The organism is Streptomyces pilosus (assembly GCF_014649835.1).
GTDB lineage: Bacteria > Actinomycetota > Actinomycetes > Streptomycetales > Streptomycetaceae > Streptomyces > Streptomyces pilosus.
Map to the genome: position 1 here is coordinate 619,868 of NZ_BMTU01000002.1, position 16,120 is coordinate 635,987.

General features: G+C 71.1%; 15 protein-coding genes and 1 pseudogene. 10 read left to right on the top strand and 6 right to left on the bottom strand.

Features of this window, described 5'->3' with window-relative positions; translation table 11 throughout:
• Nucleotides 1-493 precede the first annotated feature (493 nt).
• Nucleotides 494-1,441 (top strand): ion transporter, encoded by a 948-nt coding sequence (locus IE118_RS07780; protein WP_189556768.1) that lies wholly within the window; start codon nt 494-496, stop codon nt 1,439-1,441.
• A gap of 60 nt (nt 1,442-1,501) precedes the next feature.
• Here IE118_RS07780 and IE118_RS07785 read toward each other — a convergent pair whose 3' ends face one another.
• Complete coding sequence (locus IE118_RS07785; RefSeq protein WP_189556770.1) at nt 1,502-1,762, bottom strand: alpha-amylase inhibitor; 261 nt, start codon at nt 1,760-1,762, stop codon at nt 1,502-1,504.
• Nucleotides 1,763-2,346: 584 nt separating this feature from the next.
• On the opposite strand from IE118_RS07785, the gene IE118_RS07790 reads away from it, so the two are divergent.
• Nucleotides 2,347-2,796 carry a VOC family protein gene (locus IE118_RS07790; protein WP_189556772.1) on the top strand — a complete coding sequence of 150 codons (450 nt, stop codon included), beginning with the start codon at nt 2,347-2,349 and terminating at the stop codon, nt 2,794-2,796.
• A gap of 353 nt (nt 2,797-3,149) precedes the next feature.
• Nucleotides 3,150-3,911 carry an alpha/beta fold hydrolase gene (locus IE118_RS07795; RefSeq protein ID WP_189556774.1) on the top strand — a complete coding sequence of 254 codons (762 nt, stop codon included), beginning with the start codon at nt 3,150-3,152 and terminating at the stop codon, nt 3,909-3,911.
• A 12-nt stretch (nt 3,912-3,923) separates the two neighbouring features.
• Here IE118_RS07795 and IE118_RS07800 read toward each other — a convergent pair whose 3' ends face one another.
• Nucleotides 3,924-4,538: a hypothetical protein gene (locus IE118_RS07800; protein ID WP_189556776.1), complete on the bottom strand. Its 615-nt coding sequence runs from the start codon at nt 4,536-4,538 to the stop codon at nt 3,924-3,926.
• A 217-nt stretch (nt 4,539-4,755) separates the two neighbouring features.
• Nucleotides 4,756-5,754, bottom strand: a complete 999-nt coding sequence (locus IE118_RS07805; protein ID WP_189556778.1) for a helix-turn-helix transcriptional regulator — start codon at nt 5,752-5,754, stop codon at nt 4,756-4,758.
• Nucleotides 5,755-5,911: 157 nt separating this feature from the next.
• Here IE118_RS07805 and IE118_RS07810 point away from each other — a divergent pair, with 157 nt between their 5' ends.
• The 3 genes from IE118_RS07810 (at nt 5,912) to IE118_RS33970 (ending at nt 8,285) form a co-directional block, all read left to right on the top strand.
• The gene (locus tag IE118_RS07810; RefSeq protein ID WP_189556780.1) at nt 5,912-6,334 is read left to right on the top strand and encodes a VOC family protein; all 423 of its coding nucleotides are present in this window, start codon (nt 5,912-5,914) and stop codon (nt 6,332-6,334) included.
• Nucleotides 6,335-6,483: 149 nt separating this feature from the next.
• A complete protein-coding gene (locus tag IE118_RS07815; protein ID WP_189556782.1) occupies nt 6,484-7,578 on the top strand; it encodes a winged helix DNA-binding domain-containing protein in 1,095 nt (364 codons plus the stop codon).
• A gap of 353 nt (nt 7,579-7,931) precedes the next feature.
• Nucleotides 7,932-8,285, top strand: coding sequence for a hypothetical protein (locus IE118_RS33970; protein WP_229846701.1), 354 nt, complete (start codon nt 7,932-7,934; stop codon nt 8,283-8,285).
• 67 nt (nt 8,286-8,352) lie between these two features.
• Here IE118_RS33970 and IE118_RS07825 read toward each other — a convergent pair whose 3' ends face one another.
• Both IE118_RS07825 and IE118_RS07830 read right to left on the bottom strand, forming a co-directional pair.
• Nucleotides 8,353-9,054 (bottom strand): 2-phosphosulfolactate phosphatase, encoded by a 702-nt coding sequence (locus IE118_RS07825; protein ID WP_189556784.1) that lies wholly within the window; start codon nt 9,052-9,054, stop codon nt 8,353-8,355.
• A 115-nt stretch (nt 9,055-9,169) separates the two neighbouring features.
• Nucleotides 9,170-9,850, bottom strand: a complete 681-nt coding sequence (locus IE118_RS07830; protein ID WP_189556786.1) for an NAD(P)H oxidoreductase — start codon at nt 9,848-9,850, stop codon at nt 9,170-9,172.
• A 113-nt stretch (nt 9,851-9,963) separates the two neighbouring features.
• On the opposite strand from IE118_RS07830, the pseudogene IE118_RS07835 reads away from it, so the two are divergent.
• The 3 genes and pseudogenes from IE118_RS07835 to tpg all read left to right on the top strand — a co-directional run.
• A pseudogene (locus tag IE118_RS07835) lies at nt 9,964-10,893 on the top strand (AraC family transcriptional regulator); the annotation flags it as partial.
• A gap of 1,141 nt (nt 10,894-12,034) precedes the next feature.
• Nucleotides 12,035-14,218, top strand: a complete 2,184-nt coding sequence (tap, locus tag IE118_RS07840; RefSeq protein ID WP_189556788.1) for a telomere-associated protein Tap — start codon at nt 12,035-12,037, stop codon at nt 14,216-14,218.
• 12 nt (nt 14,219-14,230) lie between these two features.
• A complete protein-coding gene (gene tpg, locus IE118_RS07845; protein ID WP_189556790.1) occupies nt 14,231-14,788 on the top strand; it encodes a telomere-protecting terminal protein Tpg in 558 nt (185 codons plus the stop codon).
• A gap of 64 nt (nt 14,789-14,852) precedes the next feature.
• Here the strand turns inward: tpg and IE118_RS07850 are convergent, their stop codons facing one another.
• The gene (locus tag IE118_RS07850; protein ID WP_189556980.1) at nt 14,853-15,530 is read right to left on the bottom strand and encodes a helix-turn-helix transcriptional regulator; all 678 of its coding nucleotides are present in this window, start codon (nt 15,528-15,530) and stop codon (nt 14,853-14,855) included.
• 83 nt (nt 15,531-15,613) lie between these two features.
• Here IE118_RS07850 and IE118_RS07855 point away from each other — a divergent pair, with 83 nt between their 5' ends.
• On the top strand, nt 15,614-16,051 hold the full coding sequence (locus IE118_RS07855; RefSeq protein ID WP_189556792.1) for a hypothetical protein: 438 nt from the start codon (nt 15,614-15,616) through the stop codon (nt 16,049-16,051).
• Nucleotides 16,052-16,120: the final 69 nt, after the last annotated feature.

Consider the following 16,120-nt stretch of genomic DNA (forward strand, 5'->3'; position numbering starts at 1 on the left):
ACCGAACGGTCGTTCGTGAGTCAAAAGAGGATGCGCTCTTTTGGTCATTTCTTCTGGCGTTCCCGCGCCTCATCGGAAGAATTTTCGGCAGATCGTGGTGTCTGCCGGATGAATCACTGGTGGCGTGCCGAGTCCGCGCGGGTGCGCGGCTCCGCTCCGGCGGGGGCCGGTACCGGCCGATGCGTACCTCGGACCCTCGAGTGACCGTCATGTCTGAAAAGGATCACCTGCTTGACGTATGCGTCCGGAATTGATCATTCCGACTGATATGGCGCCGACGGCGCTGACGCGGAGCCGATCGGCTGACCTTGAGCGTCAGAGGCGGCCGAGGCGCGACGTGAACGAGCGCCCCGGTTTCCCGGGGCGCTCACGCATGGACAACTACAGTGCTGTAGAAGTCTCTTCTGAGGCATGATCGTTCAGCGATCCCGTGCCCGGCCGATCCGGCCCGGGCACGGGACCGCCGCAGGCACGGAAGAGACATGGCAGCAGGATGCCGCACCACCACGGCCACGTAGCCGGATCCACCGCCCCGTCCGGGCGCCGACGACTCGCACGCCGCTGCCGTGACATCACGGAGGCCCGCTGGTTCGCCCTCGCCGTCTTCGCGTTGATCCTCACCAACGCCGTACTCCTGGGCCTGGAGACGTACTCCGGAGTCCTCGAACAGTGGCACCGCTGGTTACGTCTCGCCGAGCACACCTGTCTGGCCGCGTTCACCGTCGAGATCGTGCTGCGCATGGCCGCGCACGCCGACCGTCCACGGGACTTCGGCAAGGACCCGTGGAACCTCTTCGACCTGGCCGTGGTCCTGTGCGCCTTCCTGCCTGTCGTCCGGGAGAACACCACGGTGCTGCGCCTGCTCAGACTGGCCAGGGTTCTGCGCACCGCCCGCTTCCTGCCCCAGCTGCGCACCGTCCTCGTCGCGGTCGCCCGCAGCCTGCCCGGCACGCTGAGCTTCCTGCTCGTCGGCGCACTGCTGCTGTACGTGTACGCCATGGTCGGCTGGGTCTTCTTCGGCCACCACGACCCCGAGCACTACGGCTCCCTGGGACGCGCCGTCCTCACCCTCTTCCTCCTGATGATGCTCGACGGCATCGGCGACGCGGTCCACGCCGGCCTGGAGATATCCCGCTGGAGCCTCCTCTACTACGCCTCCTATGTGCTGCTCGCCTCCTTCGTCCTGGTCAACGTCCTCATCGGCGTCGTCCTCACCTCCCTCGACGAGGCCCGGGACCTGGGCGAGGAGGAAGAGGAGGTCCCGACAGCACACGACCCGGCTGCGCACCGGCCGGAGCAGCAGGACCTGCGCCGGCGCATCGATGCGGCTCGCCGGGCCCTGGACGACCTGGAACGCGACCTCGCCGCCCGGACCGTGCCCCCCGGAGGCGAGGAAGGGGAACGCCGCCGCACGGCGCAGGGCGCAGAGCCTCGGAACTGAGCCCTTACCGGCGTCGACGCGCGACCGCGGTCACGGAGGTCCGGGACGACGGCACAGGGCTCACCCCACAGGGGCGACACCGGTGGCTGACACGGGTGCGGCGCAGACGGCGACATGGTGCACGCGCCCGTGCGGGCCGAGGTATCCCTCGCCGATGGTGGTGACGTCACCGGACCGCACGGTGTGGCACGGTCCCTCGGCGCCGTCCTGGTAGACGACCTGCAGGCTCATCGTCTCGGCGCAGGCGTTCTCGACCTGCGTGTACCGCCAGCTCTCGTACACGGTGACGCAGGAGGGGGCCGGATCCGTGGCCGGGGCCACGGCGGAAGCCTGACCGGCGGCCATGAACGACAGGAGGAGCGCCCCTCCCGCACCCACGCCGGCCCATCGAGGAAAGTGTCGCTCGCGCATCACTGGTCGCCTTTCTCTGAGGATGTGTCAACTCTTGAACGCCCAGGCCCATTTGCGTGCCCCGCTCGTTCAACAGTCGGAAGCTCTCAGGGTGAGTGGTGGGACGCAACCCGATGTCCCTCCTTCCGGTCAGGAGGGAGATTTCAAGACCGCACCGACATGACCTGCGTGAACGCGGTACGGGCAGTCGAATGGTCGAGGTGATCGTTCAACCATTTCGGGTACACAAGGAAGACACGCGTGATGAAGCGCAGGTCGCGGCCCTGCGTGCTGCTGAGGCGCCACCGGGTCCTGCAAGAAGTCCGGTGACCCATCGGTCCGGTTCTCCCCGTGCGTTCAGCCCGCCGTACGGCTCCCGCTCGCCGAGGACCGCCCGGAGCGCCGTTCGACACCCGGGGCGCGCGGAGGGCCCAGGCCGCCGGGCATGGCGCCGGCTGCGAGCCTTTCCCCCGAGTGGGCCGTTCGGGCCGGGCCCGGCCGGGCACCTGGAGTCCATGACCGACGACGCAAGCCGCATCCGCATGGTGCAGACCGTGCTCGACAGCACCGACGCCCGCAAGCTCGCCGAGTTCTACCGCTCCCTGCTGGGGCTCGCCTACGCCGAGGGCGATGAGCCGCCGCCGGCCGGTCAGCCGGACGAACACGGCAGGGACTGGCTCGTCCTGCGCACGCCCCACGGCGACGCGCAACTCGCCTTCCAGCAGGTGGAGCACCTGCGCGAACCCGACTGGCCCGACGGGCCGGTGCCCCAGCAGATGCACCTCGATCTGAGCGTCGACTCGTTGGACGAACTGTGCAAGCAGCACGAGCGTGTGCTTGCCCTCGGCGGCAGCCTGCTCGACAACCGGGACCGGCCGGACCCCGACGACGACGAGCGCTTCCGCGTCTACCGGGACCCGGAAGGACACCCCTTCTGCATCTTCGTCGCGGAACGGGACCGGTAACCGACGGGGCGGCGTGGAGCACCGACGGCGGATCACCCCGCGGCAGGAGCCGACTGAGGCCGACCGTACCCTGCCGCGGGGTGAGGGGCCGTAGCGTCATGCCATGACCACTGCTGGCGACACGGCCTACCGGTACCGCCTCGCGACTCCCGAGGACACCGACGCCCTCAGGGCCCTGGACAGCGGACGAGCCGGACGGCGACGACGAGGACGACGCGGAGTCGTGCACCTTCGCCGCGCACTGCGCCGCCGGAGACCTGGCCGGGTTCGTCGCTCCTGAGCCGGCCAGGATCCCTCCCGCCGCGACACGGTCACGAGCTCGGGTGTCGGTGGTGCCGCATAGCATCCACGACATGCGTGAGTTCTTCGTGGCCGGTGGACGGAAACTGTCGTACCTGGACACCGGTGGCCCGGGCACCCCGCTTCTGGCCCTGCACGGGCACTACAACGAGGCGTCGACGTTCGCACCGTTGGCGGAGGCGCTGGCACCGCGGTTCCGGGTGATCGCGCTCGACCAACGCGGCCACGGCGAGTCCGACCGTGCCCGGCGTTACGGGCGGGACGACTACGTCGCCGATGTCGCCGCCCTCCATGGGCACTTGGGCTTCGGTCCGGTGGCGGTGCTGGGCCACTCGCTGGGGGGAGTGAACGCCTACCAGTACGCCGCCCGGCGGCCGGACCGGGTCCGTGCGCTCATCGTCGAGGACATCGGCGCGGTGGTGGACAGTGACTGGTCGTTCACCCTGCGTCTGCCCCGCCGTGCGCCCTCGCGCCAGGAACTCGTGACCGCGCTGGGCCCGACGGCTCCCTACGTGGAGTGTTCCTTCCGCCGCACGGCGGGCGGCTGGGGATTCTCGTTCGACATCGAGCACACGGTGGCGTCCCAGAAGGCGCTCAACGGTGACCACTGGCAGGACTGGACGGCGGTGGCGTGCCCCACTCTGCTGATCCGCGGAACGCGCAGCGATGAACTGACGGCCGCCCATGCCGGCGAGATGATCAGCCGTCGCGCCGGTCAGGCCCGTCTGGTGGAGCTGTCCGCCGGCCATGTCGTGCACCACGATGCTCCGGCCCGGTTCGCTGCTGCCGTCGAGGACTTCCTGACCGACGACTGAGTGCCCGGTCGCTCACAGCCGGCGGCCGCACCCGCCCCAGTGCCCGGGGTGGTGGTGCGACGACACCAGGTGGGTGGCCGAGCGCGCCCGCTCCCACATGCCGGGAATCTGCTCGCTCGGGCGCTGCTGCTCGCCGTGCAGGGCGTTGAGGATCACCAGGCATCCGGTCAGGGCCGGTACCGCCCACTGCGCGTACGCCAACTGCTGCCGGGTCTTGTCGAGGTCGATCGGGTGCTTGTCCGCCTTCTCGGCGTCGGCGGGGTCGGAGGAGGACGCCAGCTCGACCTTCTTGCCGAGGATGCGGGCGTAGGCGGTGGCGGCCAGGGCGGCGGCCGTGACGACGGTCTTGGCCGTGGTGGAGGCGGCCACGCCTTGCTGGGTGGCGACGCGGTGGGCGTTCACGGCGAGCAGCCCGCCGCCGCCGAACAGGTGCGCACCGATCGCGGCCGCGTTCACCGGCGTCCACTTCGCCCAGCCCGCCGAAGAGATCCGGTCCCGGTTCGTTTCCGTGCCGCCCTCGGCCCGGGCGGCGCCGTTGAGGCCGATCGCCCCCATCAGCGAGCCCCCGAACCAGGCGGCCAGCCCGAGATCGTGCAGGCTGCGGATGGCGGTGTTGCGTTCTGACATGGTGAGGCCCTTCCGAGGAGGTGGGTTGACCGGGACGAGGCGGACGCCGATCCGGTCCCCACCCTCACCGGACCCCCCATGCCTCGCCATCACGGCAGGCCGAACGGGTGAACATCGCGGGACCACCCCGACGCGGTCGGGCGGCCGGGCGGTCGGACTACGGGGGCGCAAGCTGATCGACCGGCCGGCGCACCGGTGGGACAGGTGCAGCGATCTCTCAACCCTGGGCTGTGCGGGCCACACGCTCTGATCCCGCGGCACGGGCGTAGCGGGCCGCGAGGTCTGCGAACGCGGTGGCGAGTGGAGGTGGGCCGACGACCTCGATGTCGGTGTCGAAGCGGCCGAGGGCGGTGGCGAGTGCGGTCCAGGACCAGGAGCCGAGGGTGAGGCGGCAGTGGTGGGGGCCGAGTTCTTCGACGATCGCGTCCTGGGCGTGGGGGGCGACGTCCGCGGCGGGGAGGTGGAGGACGACTTCGCCTCGGCAGGGCCAGTCGGTGCTGGTCCCGTCGTTGCCGCGGAACCGGCTGGTGATGAAGGTGGAGACGTCGCCGCCGGGAAGCCGGCGGGGGGTGAAGCGAGGCCCGGTGGGTGTGCGGGGGCGGATGCGGTCGACGCGGAAGGTGCGCCAGTCCGCGCGGTCGAGGTCGTAGGCCACGAGGTACCAGCGGTGTCGCCAGGTGACCAGGTGGTGGGGCTGGACGCGGCGGGGGGCGGCGGACGAGGTGCCGGGGCCGGAGGTGTGGTCGAGGCGCAGTTCCTGCTGGGCGTGGATGACGCGGCTGAGCTCCATCAGGACCTCCGGGTCCACCTCGGAGGTGTCGCCGGCCGAGGGCGGTCGGACGGCGGTGACGCGCAGCCGGTCGATGCGGTGGCGCAGGTGAGCGGGCATGACCTGGCTCAGGGTGGCCAGGGCGCGGGCGGCGTCTTCGGCGACGGCGGTGCCGGTGGCGGCGGTCTGCAGTGCGACGGCCAGGGCGACGGCCTGGCCGTCGTCGAACAACAGGGGAGGCATGCGCGTGCCGGCTTCGAGCCGGTAACCGCCGGCCGGTCCCATGACGGTGGTGATGGGATAGCCGAGGTCGCGCAGCCGGTCGATGTCGCGGCGCACCGTGCGCGAGGTGACGCTCAGCCGCCGGGCGAGATCCCCGCCGGACCAGTCACGGGGGGTCTGGAGCAGCGACAGCAGCGCGAGCAGCCGGGAGGAGGTTTTCTGCATGTGCTCCATGGTCCCCGCAGTGGAGGACACACCCTGTCCGGTACTCCTGCCACTGTGGCGTGCAGCCGCTCGGGAGACATCGCTCCTGGTCACGGCAGCCGCCCCCGGATCGGCCGGGCCGGCGGCATACGCGTCACACCGAAGCGAGGAGCACGCCATGTCCGTCACGACCACCACACACCTGAACTTCCGGGGCACCGCACGCGAGGCGCTGGACTTCTACCGGTCGGTGTTCGGCGGGCGCACCGTCGCCGTCACCTACAAGGACGCGGGCGCCGTGCGCGACGAGAGCGAAGCGGACTGGGTGATGTGGGGCGAGGTGGCCGGTGACAACGGCTTCCACGTCATGGCCTACGACGTGCCCGGGCACCTGCCCTGGAACCAGGGCGAGAACCCGTTCTTCGTCTCCGTGCGCGGGGACGACGCCGACGAGATCAGCGCCCTGTGGGGCAAGCTCGCCGAGGGCTCGGCCGTCGTACGTCCGCTGGAGCCCGCACCGTGGGTGTCCCTGTACGGCATGCTCACCGACCGGTTCGGCGTCACCTGGGTCCTGGACGTCACCGCCCCGTACGAAGGCTGAACCGGCCGACGTCACGGCATGACCCTCGCCGTCCGGGCCACCGCAGCACCATGTACGGCCCGGACGGCGCGGGCACCGCACACCTCCCGCACCCGCACGACCCCGCACCCACCCCCCGTCCCACCGACGAGCGGCATCCTGAACCCACCATGACCACCTTGGACAACCGCGCCCTCAACCGCGCCACTCTCGCCCGCCAGCACCTGCTGACTCGTACCGGCACCTCCGTGCCCGAGGCGGTGGCTCACCTGTGCGGCCTGCAGGCGCAGGAACCCCAGGAACCCTTCATCGGCCTGTGGTCCCGCCTGGCCGACTTCGCCCCCGACCAGCTGAACGACGCGCTGACCGGCCGCACGGTGGTGCGCACCCACCTGATGCGCCGCACCGTCCACCTCGTCACCGCCGACGACGCGCTCGCCTGGCGGGCCCGCCACGACACCATGCTCCGGCAACGCGTGCGGAACACCTACCGAAGCGAACTGGCCGGCATCGACACGGACGAGATCGCCGCCGCAGGCCGCGCGGTGACGGCCGACGGGCAGCCGCGCACCATGCGCGAACTCGTGCAGGCCCTCGAACACCGCTGGCCCGGCCGACCACACCGCGTCCTGGGGGAACTGCTCGTAGCGGCCCTGATCCCCATGGCCCAACTCCCGCCCCGCGGCCTGTGGCAGCACAGGGCAGGCGTGCGCAACCTGCCCCTGGCCACCTGGTTGGGACGGGACATCGACCCCCTGCCCACCGGGGACGGCGATCCCGTCGGGCAGCGCCTGCTGCGCCGCTACCTCGCGGCCTACGGGCCGGCCGCCGGCGCGGACCTGCGCGCCTGGTGCGGCCTCGCCGGCCTGCCCGCCGCCGTCAAGGCGTGCCGGGACGAACTCGTCGTCTTCCGTGACGAACGCGGTCGCGAACTGCTCGACCTGCCCGACGCGCCCCGCCCCGACCCCGACACCCCGGCTCCCGTCCGGTTCCTCCCGGCGTTCGACAACGCCATCCTGGGATACCACGACCGCAGCCGCATCATCGACGCCGCCCACCTCGGTCTGTCCGTGGCAGGCCACCGCACGGTTCTCGTCGACGGACGCGTCACCGCCACCTGGACCGTGCGCGACCGCCGACTGAGCATCCGCACCCTTCGCCCCCTCAGCGCCCCGGAACGAGAAGCCGTCCACGCCGAAGCCCAAGTCCTGGCCACCTTCCTGGACGAAGGAATCGAGGACATCCGACTCGCCCCCCAGGACTGACGATCACGCGCCCGGCCTCCGACGTGAAGGCGGGGGGGAACCTCCGCGAAACTGCGGCGACTCGGGTCTCGATGCCACGTGGCGGGGCAGAAGTCGGGCAACGAACACTGCCTGCACGCTCGGCGACTGGAATGCCTTCCACGGGAGGAGCCGCTTGTGAGTACAGGAAGGGTGAGTCTGCGCCGCCGCGGGCGTGGCGCGCTCGCCTTGGGAGCCTACGGAGCGCTCGTCACGGGACCGATGGAGTACCTCGATTCCGGAGTCGGCTGGAATGTCGTACTCGCGCTCGTCGTCGGCGTGACCGCCGGCGCGGTCGTGGGCTTCCTGTTCCCCGCGCTGCTCAGCCGCCACCCATGGCAGCGGTCGACTACCCCACCACCACCTGCCCCGCCACCACCAGGACCACCTCCGACGGCGCCGGGGGCGATGAGGGACGAGCGGACGCGGCCCTGATCGCCGGTGTGATCACGGATTCCAGGTCATGGTGGCGTAGACGCATGACCACCGTGGAGCCCGTCGTCCGGGCCGCGCTGCGCGCACTGGAGCGCGACCGCGGCTACATCGCACCCGGATGCGGCAACGCCCTGGCCGCACATCTGACACCCCGCCGCCCCCGGGCCCTGGTCGCGGCCATCGCCGAACGCGTCACCCGCAAGGTCCTGGCCGCCCCGGCCACCGCCTCGCCGTCACCGCAGCATGCCGCGTGAGCGCCTCCACCGCCCCGGTCGGGGCTGACGGAGTGACAGTGAACCCGGCGATCAGAGAACCAGGCGATCAGGACGGGGCGTCGCCGGCCGGCGACGGCACGGCGCACGGACGGACCACCATGAGCGAGCCTTCCAAGGCCGCCACCATGGCGAAGGGGAACCGGTCGACCTCGAGACAGAGCGGGACGTCGTCAGGATGCGCTCCCTGACGCACGCCCTGCGCCAGCTCGGCGGCGGCGCGCGACCGGGCGGCGCGGCGGAGGAACCCGGCCGACTCCGTCCCCGCCCCGCTGACCCTCCCGGCGATGTACTCGGCGCACGCCAAGTCCTCCTCGGCCTGCCCGCCTTCACCCGTGACCACGAACGTGACACCGTCGCTCCCGCGCGTCCGCAGGAGCCGGGCGGTGGCCTCGGCCACCACGAAGCCGGCGCACAGCACCAGCGACGCCTCCTTGACCGCGAGGGCACCGACCGTGCCCGCCGTGGTCTTCTGCACGACGGTCCGGCCGCGAAGGTCGACGGACCGCAGCAGACCCGGCGAGTTGACCATGTCGAACCCCGGAGCGGGCGGCCCGTCCTTGAGCGCTGCCCAATCCGGGTGACGGGCCTTGAGAGCCAGGGCCTCGTCCAGCGACTCAGCGAGAACGATCTTCTCCGCTCCCTGGCCAAAAGCCCAGGCGGCCACCGTGAAAGCACGCATGACGTCCACCACGACCGCCACGGACGGAGCTTCGGCCAGCTCGGCGATGCCGACGAAACGAGAGTCCATGCCGGTCATCATCGCCGAGCACGTACCTCAGTGCCATGGTGAGACCCCGCAGACCGAACGGCTGCCGGCGGCCGACCAGTTGAGCACGGTCTCCTGAGCCCGTCCACCACGACGGTCAGGCCGCCACGGCCTCCTCGGCGGCGAACCGCTCCACGAACTGCTGTGCGCGCCGGTCGAAAGCGGCGTACTGCGCTTCTCGCTCGGTGCCCGTGACTGCTTCGCCGAGCAGGAGGTTGCCTTCCGCATCGAGGCGCTGCGGGCGCTCCTCCGCGTCGGTGAGCAGGCCGACGGTCGAACGGGAGAAGCCGCAGTAGTAGGCGATGCCTTCACTCAGGTTGGTTTCGAGGACGCGTCGCATCCCCTCCACGACGGGATCGTCCGCCGTGGCGCCGGCGAGGCCCAGCCACAGGATGCGCTTGCCGGCCAGGCGCGGCCTGCTCCGTCCGTAGGCGAAACCGTAGTTCCACACCCGGTCGATCCACCCCTTGAGGAGAGCGGGCACGCTCTGCCAGTACACCGGGAAGACGGCGACGACGACATCGGCGTCGAGGAGGCGCTGCATGTGGGCGTGCACTTCGTGCGAGTAGGTCTTCTCCCTGTTGCCCCAGTCCGGCTGGTCCGAGATGGTCATGCGCGGGTCGAACCCCTCGGCATGCAGGTCGAGCAGGTCGACCTGGTATCCGGCGGCTTCGAGCCGGGCGGCTGCCCGACGGGCCGTGTGCCCGGTGAGGGAATCGCTGCGGTGGTGTGCGACGACCACGAGGGCGCGCTGGGCAGGGCTGCCGTGCTGCGTCACGGTGTCTCCCGGTGAGTGTCGATCGGTTCGATGCGTCCACTACAGCCGCAGCGGCGTAGATGATCCATGGGAGAGAGGCTTCAGAACATAGGAGATCGTCTACGATGTTCCGCGTGGATCCTCTGAGTTCGCTGCTGAGCGGTATCCGGGCCGAGGGATCGGTCGTCAGCCGTGCCGTGCTGACGGCGCCCTGGACGATCCGTTTCGTCGACGACGCGCCCCTCGTCATGATCAGCGTGCTGCGCGGCGCGGGAACGCTGCTGCTTCCCGACGGAACCGAGCGAGCGGTGGGCCCGGGTGACACGGCCCTCGTCCGCGGCGGCGTACCGTTCCACCTCGCGGACCATTCCGCCACCGTGCACGACTCCCCCGCCCTGTACGAACTCTCCTGTTTCACCGCCGGCCCCGAGTGCTCGGACCAGGAACTCGCGGGTATCCACTGGGACAACGAGGCGGACGAGGCCACCGCGCTGATCGTGGGCGCCTACCGTGCCTCGGGGCACCGCCACCAACGGCTCCTGAGTGCCCTCCCGCCCGTCCTGGTGGTCGAGGAGGACACAGACGTCTGCGCCTGGTTCGAGACGGTCGCAGTCGACGCCGCGCGGCACTCGGCCGGTTCCCAGGCGCTGATGGACCGGCTCCTCGACTGGGCTCTCGTGTGCACCCTGCGCAGCTGGTTCGACCAGGCGGGCACCGACGCGCCCGGCTGGTACAGGGGCCTGGCCGACCCGGTCCTCGCCCCCGCCCTGCAGTCCTTCCACGACCGGCCCGCCGAAGCCTGGACGGTGGCGTCCCTGGCCGCTCGCGCCGGAGTCTCCCGTGCGCTGTTCGCGAAGCGCTTCACCCGGCTGATGGGCCGTCCGCCCCTTGCCTACGTCACCGAGTGCCGCATGGACGAGGCCGAGGCGCTGCTGTCCGACACGGACCTCGGCATCGCCCACATCGCCAGGTCCGTCGGCTACGCCGACGCCTTCGGCTTCAGTGCCGCGTTCAAACGCCACAAGGGGATGAGCCCCAGCAGATTCCGGGCCGTGTCAGCGGCTGCGGCTGCGACGGGCCCCGGTTCCGCGGCCTCCGGGCGAGGTGACATGGCTGTGCGGGCTCACCGTCAGTCATCCCGACGGGGTCTCGGGGCGGCTGCTGAGCGCGAGCCGGCCCCCGCAGGTGGGCGCGGTGTCCAGCGGGGCAGGCTGCCGGAGGACCCCGCTGAACTCCCGCCGCGATCGACATCGTCGCCCGTCAGCGCCGCGCCCTGAACCACCAGCAGCGCCGGTGGGTGCGCCGACTCCTCACCGCCCACTACGGGTACGCCTGCTGGCAACCTCGAGGCTGTCGGACAGGCCCTTTACGACGGGTGAGGAGAGACTCCTACTTTCTGCGCCCTGCCGACCGATGGCTGCGACGACCGGAATGCGCCGTGGAGGAGGAGGCGTTCTGGGCGTCCCGCTGCCTGGACGACTCCGTGGACTGAGGTGTGCCTGCGGGGCGTGACCTCGAGTACTGAGCGATCAGCGCTTGCGTCTCGGCCGGGATCTGCCAGTCGGACACAGCCACCTGCCCGACTCGGCCGGTTTCGACCTGGGCCTGGCGCTGTCGTGAATCCGCGTCCAGGAAGGCGAGAGGGTTGGGCGCGCCCTCGTACGCCGGCGGCTGATCCGGTCGGGACCGGGCAGGCGCGTCACGCGTCACGGGGTGGTTGATGTGCCCGCGTTCGATCTCGGCCTGGCGCTGCCTGGACTCCGGATCGAGAAACGTCAGGGGGTTGGGTGCCCCTTCGTACGCCGGCGGCTGCGCCTGCGAACGCTCGATCCTTTCGTGCAGTCGCCGCGATTCCGGGTCCAGAAAGGACAACGGATCGGGGGCATGACCTTCGTACGGCGGCGGTTGCTCGTTCCCGGACGGTGCTCCGGACGAGCCGTGGTCGGGCATCTCGATACCTCCGTGTGTCGGTGGCAGGGCCTTTGTGGTGTCGCTCCTGCCGGCGGTTCAGCAACGTGACCGGGCTCCGGGACGGTTCAAGGTTCGATGTCGTGCCGCTCGCGTAGGCGTCTCTCCCGGCCAGGGGCGCGATCAGCTGCGGGGGCGCGGTGGCCGACCTCCCTGCACTCCGTGCACGCTGTCCGTACGCGGAATGTATGCTGTCCGTGCGGTTGGTGAGATAGGCTGCCGCTCGGGAGGTGTCGTATGTCCGAGTTGTTCGACGCGGTCGACGCCCTGGTGGCGTCCCGTGCACCGCTGCCGTCGGCACCGGAGCGCAAGCGGCTGCGCACCGCGCACGGACTCACGCTGGACGAGGTGGCGGGCGCGCTGGGAGTGCGCCGGGCGACGGTATCGGGCTGGGAATCGTCCAAGAAGACCGTTGAGCCGCGTGGCCCGGAGCGTGAGGCGTACGCGCGACTGCTCAGCAAGCTGGCCGAGCTCTACCCCGCTCCCGCAGCGCCGGAGGAGCCGGCCGCACCGGCACCTGCCTCAGGTGCGGGGGCGCCCCACCCGGAGAGGACGGAGACCGTGTCGCCGAGCCCGGTGCCGGCCGACATCACGGCACGACCGGTCAGGTCGTCGTCGGTGTCCCGCCGGGCAGGCGCGCGGGACACAGTCCCGGCCGCAACCTCGGTGGCCACGCCGACGAGCGGCAGCGACTCACGCTTCGCCAACGGTCCACTGGCCGTCGTCGACGTCGACACCGACAGCCAGGCGTGGGCGTACTGTACCGGCGGCCTGGTCCTGGAGGTGCCCGCCCGAACCCTCGCGGCTCTCGTGGAATGGGCGCTGACGGAGGCGAAGCTCGGGCAGCCGAGACTGTCCGGTCCGGGCAAGGACGCCGATCCGCTTCTGGTGCTTTCCGAGACCGCGCTGGAGCGTTACGGCCTGCCCACCACCCTCACCGACGAGGAGCGGCACGCCGGGCGGATTCCGGAAGGCCACAGAGCCGTCAAGCAGTTGGCGCGTGCCGGCTGGAAGCTCACGAAGCGCGGGCTGGGGCCCTGGGCGCGGATCTACCGTCCCGCGCAAGGTGCGGAGCGGGCCTGCGTGCAACTGTGCATCCCGTCCTGGAAGGCGCTCGATGCCCGTCACTGGGGCCACGCCGCGCGGCTTCCGCCGGCGGACCTCGCCCGGGTGCTCGGGCTGTACGCCTCCCGGGTGATGACCCCGCGCGGCTCCACCGCCGTGACCGGTCTGGAACTGATGACGGCGCTGCACCCGCCGACCCGCGCGTCCCAGCCCGACGCCGACGGCCGTCGGCACTCCGAGCGCAACCCCGGCTCGCTGGGCAAGGACCCGGTCGACCCGGCGCCGTGCGAGGCGCCCGACGGGCATCCGCTGCTGGCGGACCTGCCGCGCTTCCACGTCCGCGGCCCCGACGAGAAGCTGTTCGAGGAAGCGTACGACTGGGCGCGGCCGATGACGGATGCCGAGTGCACCCTCCGGCATCTGGTCGGCATCGACGTGAACATGGCCTTCGCCGCCGGAGCCAACGGCCTGCTCGTCGGCCTCGGAGCACCCACCCACGTCAGGAACCCCGCGTTCGACCCGAAACTGCCGGGGAGCTGGCTGGTGGACCTGTCCCACGTCGACCTGTCGCGGGTGAAGGTCGGCAAGGAGTGGGCGCAGCTGGACGGTGACTTGCTGCCCAGCCCGTTCACGCCGAAGGGCGAGCGTCCCGAGGGGCCGGCCTGGTACGCGACGCCGACGGTCGCCTACGCCGTCGAGCTCGGCTACGCGGTACGTCCGCGCGAGGCGTACGTCCGGTACGAGAGCGGCCGCTACCTGGACGGCTGGTACCAGCGGCTGCGCGACGCCTACCTCGCCACGATGGCCGACCTCGGCGTCCACACCGACCTCGCTCCCGCGGACTTCCTCGCCGCCATGAACGCCCGCGAGGAAAGCGACCCCGAGGCGGCCATCGTCGCCTCGGCGATCAAGGCGACCGTCAAGGGCGGCCTGGGCAAGCTGCGCGAACGCCCCCGCGGCGAGGGCTGGCGGCCCGGACAGCCGTGGCGCGCGCTGTCCCGCCCGACCTGGCGGCCCGACATCCGAGCCGCGGTCATCTCCCGCACCCGCACCAACCTGCACCGCAAGATCGTCAAGCATGCGGCGTTCACCGGACAGTACCCGGTCGCGATCCTGTCCGACTGCGTCGTGTACGCGGCCGACGGGCCCTCGCCGCTGGACTTCCTGCCCTACCGGCAGGGCAAGCCGCTGCCCGGCGGCTTCAAGCTCGGCATCAACCCCGGCCTCGTCAAGCACGAGGGAACGCAGAGCGTCCTGTGGGGCGAAGAGGTCCGCGAACGGTTCGACGCCCCCGACCTCAACCTCGCCCGCTACATCAAGGACGGCACCGTCACCGACCTCGACAACGGAGAGTAGGCGAAGGCGACGATGAGCCTGTTCGGAGACGGCCTGGACGCCGCGGTGCAACGCTCCTTCACCCGCCCGGCACCCAAGAGCGCACCCGCCCAGATGCGCTACCTGGTCAGACAGCTCAAAGGCACCCGCGCCGTCGCCCGGACGCTGCGGATCTCCCAGCGCACCGTCGAACGGTATGTCAAGAACCAGATCAGAACGCCCCGCCCCGACCTCGCCGCCCGACTGGACCGCGAAGTGAAGCAGCGCTGGCAGCCGCAGGTCCGGGCCAGGGCCCGCCGGCAGGCGGCGACCACCGGCGGCATCGTCATCGACACCCGTGCCCGCCTCGGCTACACCGCCCCCATCGGGACGACGGACGAGTCCCGCATCCGGCACCTGACCGTCGCCCTGCCCCCGCAGCACGCGGCCCGCCTCTTCGATGCCCAGCAGGCCGGCGCCGATGACCGGCGACTGCAGCAGATCACCGCCGAAGCGCTCAAGGACGTGTACTTCCAGGACAGCGGCCGCCGCGCCGGAAGCCTGGAGGAAGTCCGCTTCACGGACATCGAGCACCTGGAGTTCGAGCTGTAGACGCCAGGACACGCCGTGCGAGCCGCGGAGTCACTTCTCAGGACGGACGCACGCCGACGGGCGGTCAGGCAGCCGGCTCCAGGCGGACGCAGCAGTGACCGGGCCCGGGGTCCAGGCGCGCCTGGAGCCCGTCTTCGGCGAGCCCGTCCAGCACGCCGCGCAGCAGGTGGAGGTTCATGCCGCACACCGTCCGAGTGTGTTCGCGGGCGAGCGTGTGGAAGGGACAGTTGCCCAGGACGACGGCGTCACCCTCACAGCGAGGTTCGAAGCCGTTCCCTTCCAGCACGGCGAGCACATCCGCCTGCTCCGGCCCGGCGAGCTGCGCGCCCAGTTCGTGAGCCCGCCGGTGCAGGACGGGACGGACCGGTTCACCGGTGGCTTCGGACTCCTCCAGCGCCTGGGCGAGGAGCCGTCCGGCCAGCTCGTAGTGTCGCTCGGGCAGGCTGACGGCGACCTGCTTGGCGGAGCGCTTGTAGAGCTTGGCCGGCCTGCCCGCGCCCGGGCCGGTGCGTCCGCTGCGCCGTTCGTAGACGACGTCGAGCAGTGACTCGTCGGTCAGCCGGTCCAGGTGAAAGGCGGCGGTCTGCCGGGCCAGGCCGAGGGCCGCGGCGGCCTCGTCGCGGCTGACCGGCCCCGGCTGACGGACCACGTGGTCGTAGAGCCTTCTGCGGTTCGGCTCGTCCAGCGCGGCGACGGCGGAGATGTCGTGGCGGGGTGCTTCCTTCGAGTGGTCCACGAACACCAGTGTAAAACCCATCGCGATTGACTAAATAGGGCTGCCGCGCTTCTATTGTTAATGAGAGTTGTCGATAGAAGGAGGGCGTCATGTCGTCCCCAACCACAACCACCCCGTCCGTCGCCTACCGGCGCCGCGTGCTCAGCGACCCCGGCTACCAGGCCTTCGTCGTCCTGCGCGCCGGGTTCGCCGTGGCGCCCGTCCTGTTCGGGCTGGACAAGTTCGCCAATCTGCTCGTGGACTGGCCCACCTACCTCGCGCCCTGGATCAACGACATCGTTCCTGGCAGCGCCCAGCAGGCCATGTACGCCGTCGGAGTGATCGAAATCGTCGCGGGCGTCGCCGTCGCGCTCGCCCCGCGCTTCGGGGGCTGGCTGGTGGCCGGGTGGCTCGCAGGCATCATCGTCAACCTGCTGACCATCCCGGGCTACTACGACATCGCGCTGCGCGACTTCGGCCTGCTGCTCGGCGCCGTCGCTCTCGCCCGGCTGGCCCAGCGGTACCACGGCCAGCGGCAGTCTCCCTGACGGCAGCAGGCAGCCACCGTGGGTGGCGAGGCAGGTGGGCCCCTCCCTCGGCCCACCTGCTGTGTGTGA

Excerpts from the sequence above, each read along its gene's own strand:
- tap (WP_189556788.1), top strand. The coding sequence starts at position 12,035 with ATGTCCGAGTTGTTCGACGCGGTCGACGCCCTGGTGGCGTCCCGTGCA.
- IE118_RS07855 (WP_189556792.1), top strand. The coding sequence starts at position 15,614 with ATGTCGTCCCCAACCACAACCACCCCGTCCGTCGCCTACCGGCGCCGC.
- IE118_RS07810 (WP_189556780.1), top strand. The coding sequence starts at position 5,912 with ATGTCCGTCACGACCACCACACACCTGAACTTCCGGGGCACCGCACGC.
- IE118_RS07815 (WP_189556782.1), top strand. The coding sequence starts at position 6,484 with ATGACCACCTTGGACAACCGCGCCCTCAACCGCGCCACTCTCGCCCGC.
- IE118_RS07825 (WP_189556784.1), bottom strand. The coding sequence starts at position 9,054 with ATGGACTCTCGTTTCGTCGGCATCGCCGAGCTGGCCGAAGCTCCGTCC.
- IE118_RS07780 (WP_189556768.1), top strand. The coding sequence starts at position 494 with ATGCCGCACCACCACGGCCACGTAGCCGGATCCACCGCCCCGTCCGGG.
- IE118_RS07805 (WP_189556778.1), bottom strand. The coding sequence starts at position 5,754 with ATGCAGAAAACCTCCTCCCGGCTGCTCGCGCTGCTGTCGCTGCTCCAG.
- IE118_RS07800 (WP_189556776.1), bottom strand. The coding sequence starts at position 4,538 with ATGTCAGAACGCAACACCGCCATCCGCAGCCTGCACGATCTCGGGCTG.
- IE118_RS33970 (WP_229846701.1), top strand. The coding sequence starts at position 7,932 with ATGGCAGCGGTCGACTACCCCACCACCACCTGCCCCGCCACCACCAGG.
- tpg (WP_189556790.1), top strand. The coding sequence starts at position 14,231 with ATGAGCCTGTTCGGAGACGGCCTGGACGCCGCGGTGCAACGCTCCTTC.
- IE118_RS07790 (WP_189556772.1), top strand. The coding sequence starts at position 2,347 with ATGACCGACGACGCAAGCCGCATCCGCATGGTGCAGACCGTGCTCGAC.
- IE118_RS07795 (WP_189556774.1), top strand. The coding sequence starts at position 3,150 with ATGCGTGAGTTCTTCGTGGCCGGTGGACGGAAACTGTCGTACCTGGAC.